Source organism: Tenacibaculum sp. Mcav3-52 (assembly GCF_022347665.1).
In the GTDB taxonomy this organism is placed as follows: Bacteria; Bacteroidota; Bacteroidia; order Flavobacteriales; family Flavobacteriaceae; genus Polaribacter; species Polaribacter mesophilus.
Genome location: NZ_JAKRGE010000003.1, coordinates 66,936 through 85,017 on the forward strand (window position 1 = coordinate 66,936; position 18,082 = coordinate 85,017).

At 30.1% G+C, this 18,082-nt stretch carries 18 protein-coding genes and 1 pseudogene; 8 read left to right on the forward strand and 11 right to left on the reverse strand.

What is annotated here, in order from left to right:
• Positions 1 to 170: 170 nt before the first annotated feature.
• The 5 genes from MHM83_RS09470 (at position 171) to MHM83_RS09490 (ending at position 5,496) form a co-directional block, all read left to right on the forward strand.
• On the forward strand, positions 171 to 2,438 hold the full coding sequence (locus tag MHM83_RS09470) for an aconitate hydratase (RefSeq protein WP_073183509.1): 2,268 nt from the start codon (positions 171 to 173) through the stop codon (positions 2,436 to 2,438).
• A 104-nt stretch (positions 2,439 to 2,542) separates the two neighbouring features.
• Positions 2,543 to 3,214: a Crp/Fnr family transcriptional regulator gene (locus MHM83_RS09475; RefSeq protein WP_047790590.1), complete on the forward strand. Its 672-nt coding sequence runs from the start codon at positions 2,543 to 2,545 to the stop codon at positions 3,212 to 3,214.
• Positions 3,215 to 3,290: 76 nt separating this feature from the next.
• A complete protein-coding gene (locus MHM83_RS09480; RefSeq protein WP_239179441.1) occupies positions 3,291 to 4,175 on the forward strand; it encodes an anti-sigma factor in 885 nt (294 codons plus the stop codon).
• A 75-nt stretch (positions 4,176 to 4,250) separates the two neighbouring features.
• Entirely contained in the window at positions 4,251 to 4,961 is a 711-nt protein-coding gene (locus tag MHM83_RS09485; RefSeq protein WP_239179443.1) for a peptidoglycan DD-metalloendopeptidase family protein, read from the forward strand.
• Between the two features lie 61 nt (positions 4,962 to 5,022).
• Positions 5,023 to 5,496, forward strand: a complete 474-nt coding sequence (locus MHM83_RS09490; RefSeq protein ID WP_125345526.1) for a DUF6495 family protein — start codon at positions 5,023 to 5,025, stop codon at positions 5,494 to 5,496.
• On the opposite strand, the pseudogene MHM83_RS09495 reads toward MHM83_RS09490, so the two are convergent.
• Positions 5,491 to 6,183, reverse strand: a pseudogene (locus tag MHM83_RS09495) (SIR2 family NAD-dependent protein deacylase). The gene MHM83_RS09490 and the pseudogene MHM83_RS09495 overlap by 6 nt on opposite strands.
• Before the next feature lie 88 nt (positions 6,184 to 6,271).
• Between MHM83_RS09495 and MHM83_RS09500 the strand changes: the two are divergent.
• A complete protein-coding gene (locus MHM83_RS09500) occupies positions 6,272 to 6,946 on the forward strand; it encodes a TrmH family RNA methyltransferase (protein WP_239179445.1) in 675 nt (224 codons plus the stop codon).
• An 8-nt stretch (positions 6,947 to 6,954) separates the two neighbouring features.
• On the opposite strand, the gene MHM83_RS09505 is transcribed toward MHM83_RS09500, so the two are convergent.
• Positions 6,955 to 7,569 (reverse strand): VRR-NUC domain-containing protein, encoded by a 615-nt coding sequence (locus tag MHM83_RS09505; RefSeq protein ID WP_239179447.1) that lies wholly within the window; start codon positions 7,567 to 7,569, stop codon positions 6,955 to 6,957.
• Between the two features lie 35 nt (positions 7,570 to 7,604).
• Positions 7,605 to 9,920 (reverse strand): type IA DNA topoisomerase, encoded by a 2,316-nt coding sequence (locus MHM83_RS09510; protein ID WP_239179449.1) that lies wholly within the window; start codon positions 9,918 to 9,920, stop codon positions 7,605 to 7,607.
• Between the two features lie 146 nt (positions 9,921 to 10,066).
• Between MHM83_RS09510 and MHM83_RS09515 the strand changes: the two genes are divergently transcribed.
• Positions 10,067 to 11,500, forward strand: coding sequence for a hypothetical protein (locus tag MHM83_RS09515; RefSeq protein ID WP_239179451.1), 1,434 nt, complete (start codon positions 10,067 to 10,069; stop codon positions 11,498 to 11,500).
• 10 nt (positions 11,501 to 11,510) lie between these two features.
• Positions 11,511 to 12,473 carry a succinylglutamate desuccinylase/aspartoacylase family protein gene (locus MHM83_RS09520; RefSeq protein ID WP_047790598.1) on the forward strand — a complete coding sequence of 321 codons (963 nt, stop codon included), beginning with the start codon at positions 11,511 to 11,513 and terminating at the stop codon, positions 12,471 to 12,473.
• 167 nt (positions 12,474 to 12,640) lie between these two features.
• On the opposite strand, the gene MHM83_RS09525 is transcribed toward MHM83_RS09520, so the two are convergent.
• The 8 genes from MHM83_RS09525 to MHM83_RS09560 form a co-directional block, all read right to left on the reverse strand.
• Positions 12,641 to 13,456, reverse strand: coding sequence for a DUF4238 domain-containing protein (locus tag MHM83_RS09525; protein WP_239179453.1), 816 nt, complete (start codon positions 13,454 to 13,456; stop codon positions 12,641 to 12,643).
• A gap of 324 nt (positions 13,457 to 13,780) precedes the next feature.
• Positions 13,781 to 14,185 (reverse strand): hypothetical protein, encoded by a 405-nt coding sequence (locus MHM83_RS09530; protein WP_239179455.1) that lies wholly within the window; start codon positions 14,183 to 14,185, stop codon positions 13,781 to 13,783.
• Positions 14,186 to 14,371: 186 nt separating this feature from the next.
• The gene (locus MHM83_RS09535) at positions 14,372 to 14,722 is read right to left on the reverse strand and encodes a hypothetical protein (protein ID WP_159616036.1); all 351 of its coding nucleotides are present in this window, start codon (positions 14,720 to 14,722) and stop codon (positions 14,372 to 14,374) included.
• 11 nt (positions 14,723 to 14,733) lie between these two features.
• On the reverse strand, positions 14,734 to 15,117 hold the full coding sequence (locus tag MHM83_RS09540; RefSeq protein WP_239179457.1) for a hypothetical protein: 384 nt from the start codon (positions 15,115 to 15,117) through the stop codon (positions 14,734 to 14,736).
• A gap of 53 nt (positions 15,118 to 15,170) precedes the next feature.
• Positions 15,171 to 15,821: a hypothetical protein gene (locus MHM83_RS09545; protein ID WP_239179459.1), complete on the reverse strand. Its 651-nt coding sequence runs from the start codon at positions 15,819 to 15,821 to the stop codon at positions 15,171 to 15,173.
• Between the two features lie 427 nt (positions 15,822 to 16,248).
• Positions 16,249 to 16,803: an NAD(P)H-dependent oxidoreductase gene (locus MHM83_RS09550; protein WP_239179461.1), complete on the reverse strand. Its 555-nt coding sequence runs from the start codon at positions 16,801 to 16,803 to the stop codon at positions 16,249 to 16,251.
• 3 nt (positions 16,804 to 16,806) lie between these two features.
• A complete protein-coding gene (locus tag MHM83_RS09555; protein ID WP_239179463.1) occupies positions 16,807 to 17,226 on the reverse strand; it encodes a MarR family winged helix-turn-helix transcriptional regulator in 420 nt (139 codons plus the stop codon).
• An 88-nt stretch (positions 17,227 to 17,314) separates the two neighbouring features.
• Complete coding sequence (locus tag MHM83_RS09560; RefSeq protein ID WP_239179465.1) at positions 17,315 to 17,965, reverse strand: class I SAM-dependent methyltransferase; 651 nt, start codon at positions 17,963 to 17,965, stop codon at positions 17,315 to 17,317.
• Positions 17,966 to 18,082: the final 117 nt, after the last annotated feature.

The window sequence follows — 18,082 nt, forward strand, 5'->3', positions numbered from 1 at the left end:
ACTAAAAGCTCAAGTATAATACTTGAGCTTTTTTTATACTGTTAACTACATATAAAATTAGAAAATCTATTATAGATAATAACTATTTAAACTCATTATAATTATATAGTAGCTTCATTTCTATACTATTTTTTTTTGGTAAATTCGTAGGATAACAAAAATTAATAAATATGGCTTTTGATATAGAAATGATAAAAGAGGTATACAGTAAAGTAGTAGAACGAGTAGATACTGCAAGAAAAATTACTGGAAAACCCTTAACATTAGCAGAGAAAATTTTATACACACATCTTTGGGATGGAACACCAACGAAAGCTTTCGAAAGAGGAAAGGATTATGTTGATTTTGCTCCAGATCGTATCGCTTGTCAAGATGCAACAGCACAAATGGCATTGTTACAGTTTATGCAAGCAGGAAAAGATAAAGTAGCTGTACCAACAACGGTGCATTGCGATCATTTAATTCAGGCAAAAGTAGGTGCTTCAACAGATTTGCAAACAGCATTAAATAATTCAAACGAAGTTTTTAATTTCTTAGAGTCAGTTTCTAATAAATATGGAATTGGTTTCTGGAAACCAGGAGCGGGAATTATTCACCAAGTAGTCTTGGAAAACTACGCTTTTCCGGGAGGAATGATGATTGGTACAGATTCTCATACGGTAAATGCAGGAGGTTTAGGAATGGTAGCTATTGGTGTTGGAGGTGCAGATGCTGTAGATGTTATGGCAGGAATGCCTTGGGAATTAAAGTTTCCTAAGTTGATAGGTGTGAAGTTAACAGGTAAATTATCTGGATGGACAGCACCAAAAGATGTTATTTTAAAAGTTGCAGAAATTTTAACAGTTAAAGGAGGAACAGGTGCTATTGTAGAGTATTTTGGACCTGGTGCAACAGCAATGTCGTGTACAGGAAAAGGAACTATTTGTAATATGGGGGCAGAAATTGGAGCAACAACCTCTACTTTTGGTTACGATGAATCTATGGAGCGTTATTTACGAGCAACAGATAGAAGTGATGTAGCAGATGCAGCAAATGAAATAAAAGAATACTTAACGGCAGATGCTGAAGTATATGCAAACCCTGAACAATATTTTGACCAGGTAATTGAAATTAATCTATCAGAATTAGGCCCATTATTAAACGGACCTTTTACGCCAGATTTATCTACTCCAGTAGGAAAGGAAATGACAGAGAAAGCTCAAGCAAACGATTGGCCATTGCAGGTAGAATGGGGATTGATAGGTTCTTGTACAAACTCTTCTTATGAAGATCTATCGCGTGCGGCTTCTATTGCACAACAAGCAATAGATAAAGGATTGAAAACAAAAGCAGAGTTTGGTATAAACCCAGGGTCTGAGCAAGTACGTTATACTGCTGAAAGAGATGGTATCTTACAAGTTTTTGAAAACTTAGATGCAAAAATATTTACTAACGCGTGCGGACCATGTATTGGTCAGTGGGGACGTTATGAAGACCCGAAGAATGCTCCTAAAAATTCAATAGTACACTCATTTAATAGAAACTTTGCAAAGCGCGCCGATGGTAATCCAAATACACATGCCTTTGTTGCTTCTCCAGAATTAACCGCAGCCATTGCTATTGCAGGTCGTTTAGATTTTAATCCATTAACAGATAAGTTAATTAATGAAGATGGAGAAGAAGTGATGTTAGACGAACCTACAGGTTGGGAATTACCACCAAAAGGATTTGAAGTTGACGATAATGGATATTTAGCTCCAGAAGAAGATGGTAGTGATGTTGAAGTTGTAGTAGATCCAAATTCTGAACGTTTAGAATTGTTAACTCCATTTACACCAATTGGAGATGAAATAAAAGGAGCTAAATTATTAATTAAAGCTCACGGTAAATGTACTACAGATCATATTTCTATGGCAGGACCATGGTTACGTTATCGTGGTCATTTAGATAATATTTCCAATAACTGTTTAATAGGGGCTGTAAATGCCTTTAATATGCAAACTAACTTTGTAAAAAGTCAGTTAACAGGTGAATATGATGCAGTACCAAAAACACAAAGAGCGTATAAAGCGAAAGGAATTCCAACTATAGTTGTAGGTGATCATAATTATGGAGAAGGATCTTCTCGTGAGCATGCAGCTATGGAGCCTCGTCATTTAGGTGTAGTAGCAGTTTTAGTAAAGTCTTTTGCTCGTATTCATGAAACAAATCTAAAAAAACAAGGAATGTTAGGGTTAACATTTGACAACGAAAATGACTATGATTTAATTCAAGAAGATGACACGTTCAACTTTTTAGATTTAAACGAATTTGCTCCAGACAAACCATTAACAATAGAAGTTGTTCATGCAGACGGTTCAAAAGATATTATTATTACAAACCATACATATAATAAAGGGCAAATAGAGTGGTTTAAAGAAGGTTCAGCTTTAAACTTAATAAAAAAGCAAAACGCTTAAAAAGCTACTCGCAAAATAGAGGTAAAAAAAGCTCTGGAAAACTCCAGAGCTTTTTTTGTAATGTATTTTTAGCTTTTTCGACTTAAAATTTAAAAGTAAAAACTATGAGTGCACTTTGGTATTTTGAAGATGTTAACTTATTTAAAATATTATGCCCACATAAATATCCTGCCTATAAAGAAACACATACTTTAAGTCTTTATAAAAAGAAAGACTATATCTATTTTGAAGAAGATGTCGCAAATAAAATTTATTTAATAGATAAAGGAAAGGTTAAACTAGGTTATTATACAGAAGAAGGAGAAGAAGTAATTAAGGCTATTTTAACCAAAGGAGAAATATTTGGAGAAAAAGCTATTTTGGGTATTGAAAAACGAAATGAATTTGCTCAATCTATAGATAATACAACAGAAATTTGTCCAGTATCACGAGAAACTATGTATTCTTTGATGAGAGATAATATACCTGTAAGTTTTAAGATTTATAAATTTATTGGTTTGAGAATAAAAAAGTTAGAAAGAAGGCTTCAGTTATTATTATTTAAAGACACACGTACTCGCTTATTAGAGTTTTTTAAAGAGTTGTGTGAAGAATATGGACATGAATGTGAAAAAACTGGAGATCAAGTAATAGAACACCCATATACACAAAAAGATATAGCAACACTTATAGGTACTTCAAGGCCAACTTTAAACACCTTAATGAACGAGTTAAAAGAAGAAAAAATTATTAATTTTAATAGAAAGGAGATACGACTACTTAAAAAAATAGCGTAAGTGTAAGCTAGCTAACATTTTATTAGAAAAACTGCAAGTAACTTTGTTTTTGTATAAACTCAAAATTACAAAAACAATGAAAAAAATACTTTTAACAATAGCAGCAGTAAGTGCGTTAACTTTTGTTGCCTGTAATGATGATGACGATAATACACCAAAAACATCAAACTTAAGTTTAAATGTTAATGGTCTAGAGAATTTAGGAACTGATTATGTGTATGAAGGTTGGATAATTGTAGGAGGAGCTCCTGTATCAACAGGAACTTTTAATGTAAATGATTCAGGAGAATTGTCTGAAAGCTCTTTTGTAGTTGATTCTGACATGCTATCAGCAGCAACTACATTTGTTTTGACTATTGAACCAGCAAACGACCCAGATCCAGCACCAGCAAATACTAAAATGCTAGCAGGAGATTTTTCAGGAAACTCAGCAGGAATATCATCTACAGGAATTGTAGGAGACTTTTCAACTTCAACAGGTAAATACATTTTAGCTACCCCAACTGATGGAATGATGAATAATGAAAGAAGTGGTATTTGGTTTTTAGACTTAACAGGAGGGAGTCCTGCAACAGGACTTTCTTTACCAACTTTACCTGAGGGCTGGAAATATGAAGGTTGGGTAGTTATTAATGGTACGCCAATTAGTACAGGAACTTTTACAGATGTAGCAATGGCAGATGATAATGCAACAACAACACCATTTAAAGGTAATGAAAATAATGGACCAGGATACCCGGGAGAAGATTTTATACAAAATGCTCCAGATGGATTTATTTTTCCAACAGATTTAAGAGGAACAACAGCTGTTATTTCTGTTGAACCCTATCCAGATAACAGTCCAGCCCCATTTACATTAAAACCTTTAGCACATGGAGTACCAGCAGATGCAGAAGATCATGTAACATTTGATATGGAAGCAGGGCCTGTTAGAGAAATTAGCGGAACTGTAACACGATAGAATAATTTGTGTAATTTACATATGTAAGAGTAATCAATTATCTTTGATTACTCTTTTTTATATATAAAACTATTTATGACAGATTTTTTTAAGAATATATCTCAAAAACCATTGCATGTAATTAATGCTAACATATCTTTTAATGAGTACATTCCAATTTCAATAGCTGCATCTAACAAAGAGTTAACTTTTGACGTTTCTTCATCAAAAGAATGGGAAGCATATTTAGAAAACTACTTTTTTAAACATAAAAAAACAGTTGCTTTTGGAGGATATTTAGAAGTAAGAGATATTTATAATAGAAGTGAACATTTTAATAAATTATCAGAAGAAAATCAACGAAATATTCATTTGGGAATTGATTTGTGGTGTGATGCAGGTACAGATATTTTAGCAGTATTAGATGGAGAAATTCATAGTTTTAAAAACAATGTAAACTATGGAGATTATGGACCAACAATTATAATCAAACATTCAATAGAAGGAAATGAATTTTATTCATTGTATGGTCATTTATCCTTAGAATCTTTAGAAGACATATCAGTTGGTAAAAAAGTTAAACAAGGAGAGAAAATTGGAACTTTAGGAGATAGTTCTGTAAATGGAGATTATGCTCCGCATTTACACTTTCAGTTAATAATAGATATTGAAGATTATTATGGAGATTATCCAGGAGTGTCTTCAAAAAAGACGTTGGATTTTTACAAGCAAAATTGCCCTAATCCTAATTTATTATTAAAATTGCCCCATGAAACCCTCATAGATGGATTAAGCAAAACAATATAATCGCCCTAAGTAAAGAGAATGAATAAAAGTTAGGGTCAGTTAATTATTAAAATTTGAATTTTTGAAATATAGACAACTTACAAAGGAGCAGTTTGAAGGACTACACGAAGAGTTCGCACGTTTTTTAGCATCACAAAACATTGATAAAAAAGAATGGGATGAATTAAAAAAAGAGAAACCACATGTGGCAGAAGATGAAATGAATGTATTTAGCGATGTTGTTTGGGATGATGTATTAACCAAAACAGAGTACTTAGAACATTTTTCTCCAAATTTAGTAAACCTATTTAAATGCGAAGAAAAAGAAATGCATCGCATTGTGATAAAAATTGATAAAGAGATTAATGTTTTAGAACAAGAAGGGTTTGAGTGGTTACTAAAAAATCCAAATGATGAAGCAATTGAGTTTTTAAGAGGCTCAAAAGCATATCAAGAAGAAAGAAATGCTGAAATTTTTGACTTAATTGAGAAAGGAAGTACTATTTCTAAAGGAGAACTGTACGAGTATTTTGATCGATTAACATCAAATTCATAAAGCCTTATTAAGTATTGTAATTAACTTATCAGTACCAGAACTAGCAACGTCTTCAATAATAGTTAAGTTATTGAAGGCGTTTTTATTTACAGCAGGTTTAGGATCTATAAAATAAATTGGTGTGTTATGCTGTACATAATTAACCAAACTAGCAGCAGGATATACTTGCATAGAAGTCCCTATAATTACTAAAATATCAGCTTGTAAAGTAATTTCAGCAGATTTTTCCAATAATGGAACATCTTCACCAAACCAAACAATATGTGGGCGTAATTGAGCTTTTTCTTCACAAACATCTCCTAAAGCAATATCTTTATTCCAATTATAAACAAGATGTTTGTTTTTAGTACTGCGAGCTTTTAATAGTTCGCCATGTAGGTGTATTACATTTTTGTTTCCTGCTCTTTCGTGTAAATCATCTACGTTTTGCGTAATAATATCAACTTCAAAATTATTTTCTAAAGAAACTAGGTTATGATGTGCTTTATTAGGAGAAACCTCTAAAAGTTGTCTTCTACGTTGATTATAAAAATCTAACACTAACTAAGGATTAGCACGAAACCCTTGTGGAGAAGCCACTTCATAAATGTCATGACCTTCCCATAAGCCATCAGCATCCCTAAAAGTTTTAATACCGCTTTCGGCACTAATTCCTGCTCCTGTTAATACCACCAATCGTTTTTTCATAGATATAAATTTTGTTGCAAGTTTAAGAAAATAAATACTAGGCTGTCGCCCTGCGACTAAAAATAGGAAAAATTACTATGTTTGTTATATGATTGATGAAGGATTATTAGCCTATTTAGAAGGGTATATTACAGAGAAAAGAAAGGAAACGTTTGAAAAAGTACTGAACGAGCGCACACGTCATTTCACGGTAGTGTTAGAAGATATTTACCAACCACACAATGCCAGTGCGGTGGTGAGAAGTTGCGATATTTTTGGAGTGCAAGATGTGTATGCAATTGAGAACAAATTCACCAATAAAGTATCAAGGCATGTGGCGAAAGGAAGTCAGAAATGGTTAGATATTCATCGGTATAAAGAAGATGGAGACAATACCAAAGCCTGTTTAGAAGATTTACGAGCAAAAGGATACCAAATTATAGGAACCACACCACATACTGATTCTTGCATTTTACCTGATTTTGATGTGAGTAAAAAATCGGCATTTGTTTTTGGTGCTGAAAAAGATGGTATTTCAGATTACATCAAACAAGAAGCAGATGGATTTTTAAAAATTCCAATGGTTGGTTTTACCGAAAGTTTAAATATTTCAGTAGCAGCGGCTATTACCTTACAAGATGTAACTACACGTTTGAAAAGAACAGATATGCATTGGCAACTTTCAGAAGAAGAAAAGAAAGTATTGTACTTTAAATGGATAAAAAATACGATTAAAAATCCAGAGAAGCTGATAGAGTACTACTATAAAGAATTTGGGGAGTAAGTGAGAATTTATACATTTTCAAAAAATTGAATAGCAAAAGAGCAAAAATCTATTATAACAGCTTTATCTAATTCAAATTCTTTTCTGGTTCCTAAGTAATTTTTTGATGTAGGTGTAATTGCTTTTCCTTGACTTAATTCATCAACAGTAATACATTTAATATGTTTTTTAGAAACCAAAATTATATAAGCATTTTCATAGGGGTAGTTTTGAGGTAGGTCATTATATCTAAAGCTTCCATTAGCTCTAAACTTAACTTCAATAAAATATACTGATTTCGTTTTTGGATTTTGTATAACAAAGTCAGGCATTCTCCTGATTTCTTGTGCGACATCTGAACGAACTCCTTTTAATAACTCCATTATTCCAGGTATTGTGTTCTCCATACCATATCTAAAAACATTATAACCTAAACTTAAAAAAAGCTCTTGTATTAAAGTTTCTGCAATTCGTCCTTTAATCATACCGTAGCGGTAATTAAAGTCTTTATCACTTAAACCATTTAAAACTTCTGGTTCGTGATCTTCTTCAATAACTTCTTTTGAATTTTCTTTTTTATAACATTGATAACAAAGTCCTCCATTATATTTAGTATACTCACCACACTCAATGCATTCAGCCATTTTTTTATTTTATTTAAGTTAATTAACAATTTTTATTAAGAAGTCAATATTTTAGATACTAACTCTTTGGTTAACGGTTGTCCGTTAGCCATTTTTTTGATGTTTTCAAAAGTAAACACAAAGTCACAACCATTTTTGTATTCAGAACATCCATAGGCAGACTTTCCTTTTAAAACAGTTCCTTTATTACATTTAGGACAGGTTAAGGTGTCAGAATGAGATTTCTCGTTATCACTCGAAATGACATTAGAACTCGTTTTTTTAGGTTCGAATTTTAAATTGAAATGATCATCAAAACGAACCAAACCTTCAACTTTTTTACCTTCTTGTTTGAAGCCTTTTAAATTGGTTGTGCATCCTTTATCAAGTAAACGAATTAGTTGGTTTTCGGATATTTTTTTATCCATAAATTCAAAAGCCAACGTAAAATCACAACCATTTTTATAAGCAGAACAGCCATAAGCAGCACTTCCTTTTAATAATTGTCCTTTTTTACATTTTGGACATTCTTTACCAACAACTGTTTTCTTTTTAGAAGCTGTTTTTTTAGGTTTTTGTTGTGTTTTTTGAGCTTCGTAAGAAATTCTTTTTGTCTTAGAGCTTGAACGAACTTCATAGACCAAATCGTCTACCATTTTTTTCATTTGATTGATAAACGTAGCAGCGTGGTATTCACCACGTTCAATTTCCTTCAAACGCTTTTCCCATAGTCCTGTTAATTCAGCAGACTTTAAAAGTTCATTGTCAATTAAATCAATTAAATCAATACCAGTTTGGGTAGGAATAATTAACTTTTTTTGGCGTTCAATATATTTTCTTCTAAATAACGTTTCAATAATACTCGCACGTGTGGATGGTCGTCCAATACCATTTTCTTTCATCAATTCACGCATTTCATCATCATCTACTTGCTTCCCAGCAGTTTCCATGGCACGTAACAAGCTCGCTTCGGTATAATTACGAGGTGGTTTGGTTTCTTTTTCTAAAAAAGAAGGTTCGTGCGGACCTTTTTCTCCTTTTTCAAAAGTTGGAAGCACATCTTTCTCTTCTGTTTTTTTAGAATCGTTTCCATATTCAAAAACAGCTCGCCAACCTTTGGTAAGTATTTCTTTTCCTGAAGTTCTAAAAGGTACTTTATCAGCTTCACCTTTAACTTCGGTTTTTGAAATATCGCTATCAGGATAAAACACGGCAATAAATCGTTTTACAATAATATCATATACCTGTTGTTGGTTGTATTGCAGATTGATTTCTACTCCTGTAGGAATAATGGCATGGTGATCGGTAACTTTCTTATCGTTAAAAACTTTACTCGATTTACGTATTTTTTTTCCTAATAAAGGTTGTGTTAACGAAGCATATTGTTTTAGTCCTTTTAAAATATTTGGAACCTTAGGATAAATATCATTCGGTAAAAAGGTAGTATCCACTCTAGGGTATGTAACTACTTTCATTTCGTATAATTTCTGAACAATTTTTAAGGTTTCATCTGCTGAAAACCCAAATTTGTTGTTGCAGTATACCTGCAAACCTGTTAAGTCGAAAAGTTTAGGTGCGTATTCTTTTCCTTTTTTCTTAGTAACCGAGGTAATTTCAAAATCACTTTCTTTTACCTTGTCGGCAAAAGCTTGTCCGTCTTCTTTCTTTAAAAAGCGACCTTCTTCACAACTAAATAAAGTTTCACGATATTGCGTTTGTAACTCCCAATAAGGTTCAGGTTTAAAGTTTTGAATTTCCTTATAACGATCTACCAACATAGCTAGGGTAGGAGTTTGTACCCTACCAATAGATAACACTTGTTTGTAACCGCCAAATTTTACAGTGTACAAACGAGTAGCATTTAAACCTAATAGCCAATCACCAATAGCACGAGAAAATCCCGCGTAATATAAATTATTATAATCGTCGTTGTCTTTTAGGTTTTCAAATCCTTCTTTAATTGCTTCTTCCGTTAGAGAAGAAATCCATAACCGTTGAATTTTACCTTTGTAATTTGCTTGATTGATAACCCATCGCTGAATAAGTTCTCCTTCTTGTCCAGCATCCCCGCAGTTGATAACCACATCGGCTTTTTCAAATAAAGACTTAACAATTTTGAACTGTTTCTGAATACCACTATCATTAGTAACTTTCGTTTCAAAACGCTCAGGAAGCATCGGTAGGTTATTTAAATCCCAGCTTTTCCAGTGCGGTTTGTAGTCTTTAGGCTCTAAAAGTGTGCATAAATGACCAAATGTATACGTAACTGCATAGCCGTTCCCTTCGAAATATCCATCTCGTTTGGTACTGGCTCCTAAGATATTAGCAATCTCACGGGCTACACTAGGTTTTTCGGCGATACAAACTTTCATGAAAGTAATTTAGAGGGTCGAAATTACTAAATTATTTATGAATGTAGAATCTTACTTTTTATAATACTTAATATTTAAAATAGTTGGTATATTTAAAAAATAAAAAAATCGTTTTTAGCTATTTTTAAAAACAAAAATAAGAAAGAATGAAAATAACAGAACTTATAAAGCCTAATACATTTAATAACGAGAACCATTGGTATCCTAAGGTGCTGAATGCCACAATCCATCCAATGGTAAACTTTTTTTTAAATCTTGATAAGGAACGAATTATTGCTAGGTATTGTCACTTACATCCAAAAGTAAATGCGGATAAGCTTAGAGAAATTTTATCGTATGAATGTAAGTATTTTTTATGGGGAGGAGCAGATTTGATCAATTCAACATCAGCAGATGGAGATAAAAATATGGTTATTATAGAGAATAATTCATGCCCATCAGGTCAAAAATCAATGCCTTTGTTAGATGATAATAAAGAAGACGGAGTATATCGCTTGTTAATTGAAAGAACGTTTAAGCCTATCTTAGAGAAAAAGCGAAAACTTGTTAAAGATGGTAGATTAGCGGTACTTTATGATAAAAATTATATGGAAACATCTGGTTATGCAGCCGTTATAGCTGATGTTTTTAAAGAAGATGTTTTTCTTGTACCTTATTATTCAAATAAAGATAATGACCATATAAAAATAGAAAATGAAATCTTTTATCTAAAACAAGAAGAAGAATGGATTCCGTTACGAGGTATTTTTAGATATGTAACTCAAAAGCCTTGGAATAGATTTCCAATTAATAGTAAAACAAAGATTTTAAACCCTATTATTACTTGTTTGGCTGGCGGAAGAAATAAAATGGTAGCTGCCAAAGCATATGATATTTACAACACGGAATTAGAAGAATATGGAATGAAAATAAATATCCCAGATACTATTTGGGATGTTAGCAAGAATGAAATTCCGTTGTGGGTAAAGAAAATGGGAGGACAAGCAGTTATAAAAATACCTTATAGTAATGCAGGACAAGGAGTTTTTACGATTGTTAACGAACAAGAACTAGAAGAGTTTATGAAGTTAGAAATCGAATATGAACGTTTTATTGTACAAAGTTTAATAGGTAACTATAATTGGAGTTCAGTAAGCACAAAAGGCAAATATTATCATGTTGGTACAATGCCAAATGCTAAAGGAGAAACGTTTGTGTCAGACATTCGTATGATGATTAGTAGTACAAAAGATGGAATAAAACCATTGTGTATGTACTCGAGAAGAGCATTGCTACCTTTGGTGAATGACTTAGAAAGTAGTAAAGATTCTTGGCAAATGTTAGGAACAAACTTATCAGTTAAGTTAGGTGAAAATGAATGGACGTCAGACACTAATCGTTTGTTAATTATGGACAGAAGAGATTATAACAAACTAGGTTTAGGTATAGACGATTTAATAGAAACTTTTATACAAACTGTACTTTCTACCATTGCTATCGACAAAATGTGTATTAGTTTAATAAACTCGAATAAAAAGTTTAAAAAGAAACTATTTACTTCATTAAATAACGATAGTACGCTGTTAAACGAATTATATTAAAAGTATGAGTATGGGACACCAGATTGAATATATTACCGAGTTTGATGTGAATCAAACACCTAAAAATTCTATTAAAAATTATTGGTTAAAGGTTACTTCTAACGCAATGGGAATTCCCACGTGTATTCCTGTCATGGTAGCTAGAGGAAAAGAAGATGGTATTGTATTAGGGCTTACAGCAGCAGTTCATGGAAATGAATTAAACGGAATATCAGTTATCCAGCGATTATTTAAAGATTTAGATACAGAAAATTTAAAAGGAACAATTGTAGGAATTCCTGTGGTGAATGTACCTTCGTTTGTTCGAGGGACAAGAGTTTTTAGCGATGGAGTTGATATTAACAGAATTATGCCAGGAAAAGATAATGGAAATACCAGTGAAGTATATGCCAATCGTTTTTTGAATTTGGTAGTAAAGAAGTTTGATTATTTGTTAGACCTACATACAGCTAGTTTTGGTAGAGTGAATTCATTTTACATTAGAAGTGATATGAACAATAAAGTCACCAAAAAATTAGCCTTATTACAAGATGCTGAAATTATAGTACATACACCACCATCAGACGGTACTTTAAGAGGAGCTGCAGAAGAGTTAGGAATTCCATCTATTACTATCGAAGTGGGTAACCCAAATAGTTTTCAAAAGAAAATAATTAAAAGTGGAGTAGCAGGAGTACATAATGTATTGGCATATTTAGGAATTACGGATGATGAATATGAAACCTCTAAGAGAAATACAATAGTTTGTAAAAAATCCTATTGGTTATACACACAAGAAGGAGGGCTACTTACAGTACATGTTGATTTACGAGATATTGTAGAAGAAGGAGACCATATTGCTACACTACGAGATGTGTTTGGTAATAGAATTAAGAAATATTACGCTCCAGAAAGAGGTGTTGTAGTAGGAAAGAGTGTAAACCCCGTAAATCAATCAGGTGGACGTATTATTCATTTAGGGATTATAAAATAACTATCAAAAAGGCTGTTTCTTAACTAAAATATATTTTTTGATAAGAAGCTGAATAAGTTTTTATATTTAATCAAACCAATTTTTTTATTCAAGTTAATATTTGGTATTAACCTGTTCTTTTGTTTTTAGTGGTGAAATTTTTTAATAAACTATAATCTAATTAATATTTAAAAGATAATATTATTGCCAGCATTTTTCATAATTATTTGTTGTAACTTCCAACTAAGTTGATCATTTACTAAATGAATACTGTTTGTCTTCAAGTTTTGTAATTTATTTCTTTTAAGGTTAGAATTTTCAAAATATAAGTAAGCGAGGTATGTGCGGTTTACAGGAAAGTAGATTTCACTTTTTTCTGTAATAATTTCATTTTTTATAACAACAGGACTATCGCTAGTAAACCAAGGTGCGTCATCTGTAGATTTAAGAAATATAATTTTACAACTTTCAATCTTTCTTACTAGATATTCAGCAGAAAAAAGTAACGTGTAACTTATTATATCATCAACTGGAAGGTTAGCTACATCTCTGTAAAACTTTGTAGCTTCTATATCTTTTAAGCTATTTGTATGATGAGCACAAATTTGTTTTAAAAAGTTTGTTTTATTATTGGAATTTAAATTAAAATGCATCATTGAATGCCAATTATTACTTTTTATAGTGAAGTAGGAAATTATTTGAACTAATTTAGTAAAGGAGTTGTTACGTAAGGTTTGGTAATTATTTAAATCTGAAATTATGTTCAAATATATTGGTTCAATATTATAAATTAATTGTTTAAATAGTTGCTCAACTCTAGAAGTATTATTTTCAAAAAAGTAAATACTATTCTCACTTAAAAAATTATCAATACTTTTTTTTAGAATAAATTTTTCTCCAACTTTTAGAACTGAAATGTTAGGTTTATTATTGAACAAGTATTCAAACTGTTTTAGATATATTTTTAATACATTGAATTGGTTTTGATCTTTTTGAGGCGTCATAAATACTTAATTATTGCTTTTATATGTAATTTTTTATCAATTTTAGTTTTTATAATGTTGTTTTAACAAAGTCTTTTCGTCAATAATCATTCACATTACAAGGTTTGTAGTCTAAGTAATATATCTTTTGAAATATTTTATTAATTGCGCTCTTTTTCTTACAATTATTTATAAGTTACTTGTATGATTGGGGAGAATTGCTAATTAAATTATAAATTACCTTACTTAAGTTTTTATTTTGAGTAGTAATTGTATAAAAACTATTTACATTTATGATGGCTGTATTAATAAGTTCATTAGTTTTCTTCTCTTTAAATTTTAGATTTAAATTATAATTTTGTTTCCTTTTTTTATTAAATGCTCGTCAAAACTTTTAAAATTTAATAAAGAGATTGAACAAATAAGATCGTAATTATTTTTAGAAGATGTTTGTTTAGGAATTAAACTTAAATCAGATTTAAATGATTTCTTAGAAAATAACTCATAATTAAAGTCAACCTTTACTTTTGAATTTTTAAACCTTTTCACTAAATTTTCTTTTAAATCAAGGTAAAAATTAATTAGATGGGTATCGCCTTCAAAAATAAAAAGAATAGAATTTTGAGAAGTTAAATCTGACATTATTTTATATTCAATTAAAGAAACACCAGGCTTAAAGTTTTCTTTTTTTTGGCTAAAAATATTTAGGTTTACAAGAAAAAAAAGAAATAATAAGGCAATTTTTTTCATACAATATTTATTAAACTTGTTATTAATTTGATAAAAAAACAGTTAGCTATGAGGTAAATATACATTTAATTGATTGGATTTATACAATAACAATAGACGACATAAAACTAACGCAATAGAATAAGATATTTTTAAGTAACATAGTCTATATACGTCATTAAAATTAGCAGATAGCATTACTATTATTTATTCTCTAAAAAATAAGTAAATATTATTTTGGTTTATAGGCTTCCAGTTTTTTGCATGGAAACTGTTTTCTTTCCAGTAAATTATAAGATTTATATGGTCTATTTTTATAGAATCCTTTGTTTGTGTTAATAGGTTTAAAGTGTCTTTATTTTGAGTAATTCCATTCATTTTAAAATGCCCATTTATTTTAGAAATAAAATCACTTAATTCTTCTATCCTTTTAATTTCAACCTGTTCACTATCAGCTTTAGTAAGTTTATCCCACTTGTTTTCTAATTGCTTTTTTGAGTTACAACTTAATAAACTTAAAGAGAAGAATGCAATTAGTAATGTATTTGTTATTCTCATTTCACACCTTTTTATTTTATCACAGCTGTCATTAATTCTTTTTTTATAAACTCTATAGATTCCGCGTAATAATCATTTCCGTCCCAGTCTCCAATTTCTATTTGAGTTTGCTCATTATGTAAACAAATAACAGCTGGCATAGGCTCTAATTGTATGGCAAAAGATACTTTTCCATCGTCATATATTACATAACTATTTTCGGTCTCAGCTTCTCCCCAAGTAGTCTTTTCAATAAGTTTAGTTGCTTTATAAAACTTTAAATTATTGAAAATTTCAGGTTCATGTTCTTTTAGAATCTGATAAATATCTTTCCCGAATAGCACATACCTAGTTTTAGCTTCCTCATAAGTTTCCTCAATATATTCTTGAGAATCATTTAATAAAAAGTGAGTCATTTCAATAGTCTTGTTTATGGCTTTACAAATAGGGTAGAATCAGGCAACTCTCTTTATATATTGTTGTAAGTTATTTTGTTTAATTTACAAGTGAAAATAATATCAAAAGAGGGTACTATCTTTTTTATTTCTCCTTTTATATTCTTTTGATAAAAAGGCTCTGTTTTTAAGTATATTTTTCCTTTTATAGTTTCGTTTAGCTTATATTCTATAGGTTTTGTTATTGTCAGTTTAATTTCGTCAGTTAAAAGATTAATGTTGTCAAAGAGGTCTTTTTTTTCTTCTTTTGATTTGGAATAAACTTTCTTAGTAGTTGATAAAGATACTTTTCCTGAAATACTATCTTTATATATTTTTAAAAAGAAACCAACACCTCCTGTGTACCCTTGTCCACCAATAATTTTGATAGTATCGTTAGATAAATTACAATTACAAACAGATTTTATGAATTTCATATTTAAGCCTCTTTGAGTTTTAAGAAAAGAAAATAAGTCAGAAGACTTATCATTATAAAATTCATTAACGTTTTTAATATCACGTATATTAAAATTTAATTGTCCAATACTGTGACTTCCATATTGTTTTATTTCCACAATACTGTCAATTTTGGATATAATACTTTTATCAATTAGTATAGGGTTTTTAGTTTTTTTATTACAACTATTAAGTAAGAGTAGACATAATATTAATTTTAGTATTCTCATTTTCTTTAATTTTTGCTAACATGTTTATATACGTGATAAAATTACCAATACGTACTTTACACAGTAGAATAATTAGAGGGTATAGCAATTTTTACTTCTCCAAATATAAAAAAAGGAAGATAAAAAAGTGTAACTTTTTATTGGGACGACACCCCAAGCCTAATCCGAACGACACCCGAAGCCTAAGAGGAGTGATACTCCCTCGGTAAGGGGAACGATGCTCCCCGCCTAAGGGGAGTAACTTAAAACAACAAAAAAGATAAAAATAGGTGCGTGTGTAGAAAAATGTTTGTTAGGTGTTGTGAGATATAAAGAGACTATAAAAAAATGAATGCTGTTTAGATAAATGTAAACAGCATTTTGGAGGTGGATTAAATATACATTTAATTCTTTGATTTCATACAAAAAACAATTTTTTTCAAAGTAGTTATAAAACAATTTTTTCAAGAATCTTTTCAGTATTAATATTACTTTTATCAAGTCCACCATAAATATTAAAAGAAATAAGTTTCATACCACAAAAATTAATAATTTGTTGTTTAAAAGTTTTTTTAATCCTACTATTTGCGCCAGTAATTTTATAAATAAAAGAAGGAGCACCGGTTGTAGTATAAACACTTACTTCTTTATTAGATAGTAATCCAACAGGTTTTGAGTTTACATATTTAAAAGCAAATCCTTTAGATAAATTCCATTCAATAAAGTTTTTAAGAATTGAAGGCATACCTCCCCACCAATAAGGAAAAATAAAAATAAGTCGATCAGAATTTTTAATTTTATCTTGATAATATTTCATTTCCTTAGTAATAGGAACATTGTTGGCATTATTAAATGAAAAAAAAGGTTGTTGATTCTTATCCCTATATAAATCAATTATATCAATATTATGTTTTTTTTCATAAGCTTGCTTTAATATTCTTTCAGCCATAGCAAAAGAGAAGCTCTCTTTTTTAGGATGTGCAACGATAAGTAAAATATTCATATTTTAAATTAGGTTTTTTATTATTCTTAATAAGTAATTGTTTAATTCATTTATTTCTTCCTCAGTAAAGTCATTTAGAGCTTTATCTAAAATACTTGAAGCTATATTGTTAGATATTTCTTTTATATTGATTCCTTCATTTGATATAGAAATTATAGAGTTTCTTTTATCTTCTAAAGAAGTAGTTTTTGTAATTAATTTTAATTTTAATAAACCTTTAATAAGGCTATTAATACTAGATTTATTTTTTAAAGTAATGTCACACAATTCTTTTTGATTTTTTGAATCTGTACTTAAAATTTGTAGTATAATCCATTGTTCAGATGTAATAAATAAGTCTTCTTCAGATAAAGAATTTGTAAGGCTTTTATTTAATAAACGTGATGTTTTACCTATAAGTTTTCCTGTTGTAAATTTTTGCATAATGCAAATCTATAAATAAATGGTTTGAATTCAAACTATTTATTTATAGATAATAAATATCCATTACTTTACTTAGTATGTAATAGTGTTATTCTTTCTTTAATTTGGTTAAGGTATAGGTTCGTTCTACAGAATCACCTGTTTTGCTTGTAACTTGTTCAATTTTATGGATAAGCTCGTCAATTTTTAAGTAAGAAGCACTAACAAGTGTTTCCATTTCTTTTGTACCAAAAAGCTGAAACTTATCACCCACAAAAGGTAAGCTTTTCATAAACTCTTTATTAGCATAGGTTAAAATACAAATACCACTGGGTTTTAAAACGCGTTCAATTTCAGTTATTAGTTTTTGGGGATTAGACCAAAAGTAAACTGTATTTACACTCATAACACGATTAAAAGAATTGTTTTTAAACGGAATTGTTTCTCCGTCATATAAAGAAAATTCAGCTTGTGTAGCTGTATTAATAGCTTTAGCCTCTTTGTGCATTGTCTTAGAAATCTCTAACCCAAAGTAATTTATATTGTTAGCTGTGGCTAATAACTTTTGTAAATGTCCGCAATTGCCATGACCAAGCTCTAAAACTGAGTTATTGTCTTCTAACTCTAAAGAATCAATAGTATTTAAAGTCATGTTAATATTAGTCTCGTTCATGTTTTTTCCAACTTCAACGCCTAATTTTCCTTCAGGACAACTTAATTGTTTTTCTAATTCCTTAATTTCTTCTTGTGTTAATTGCATAGCTTTTTTTAGTTGAGTTTAATACTGGTGTGAAATTATCAAAAATAAACTATACGCCAAAGAAGTAGAAGTATATTAAGATACTAAAAAAATCCCTTTGTAGCTTTTACAAAGGGA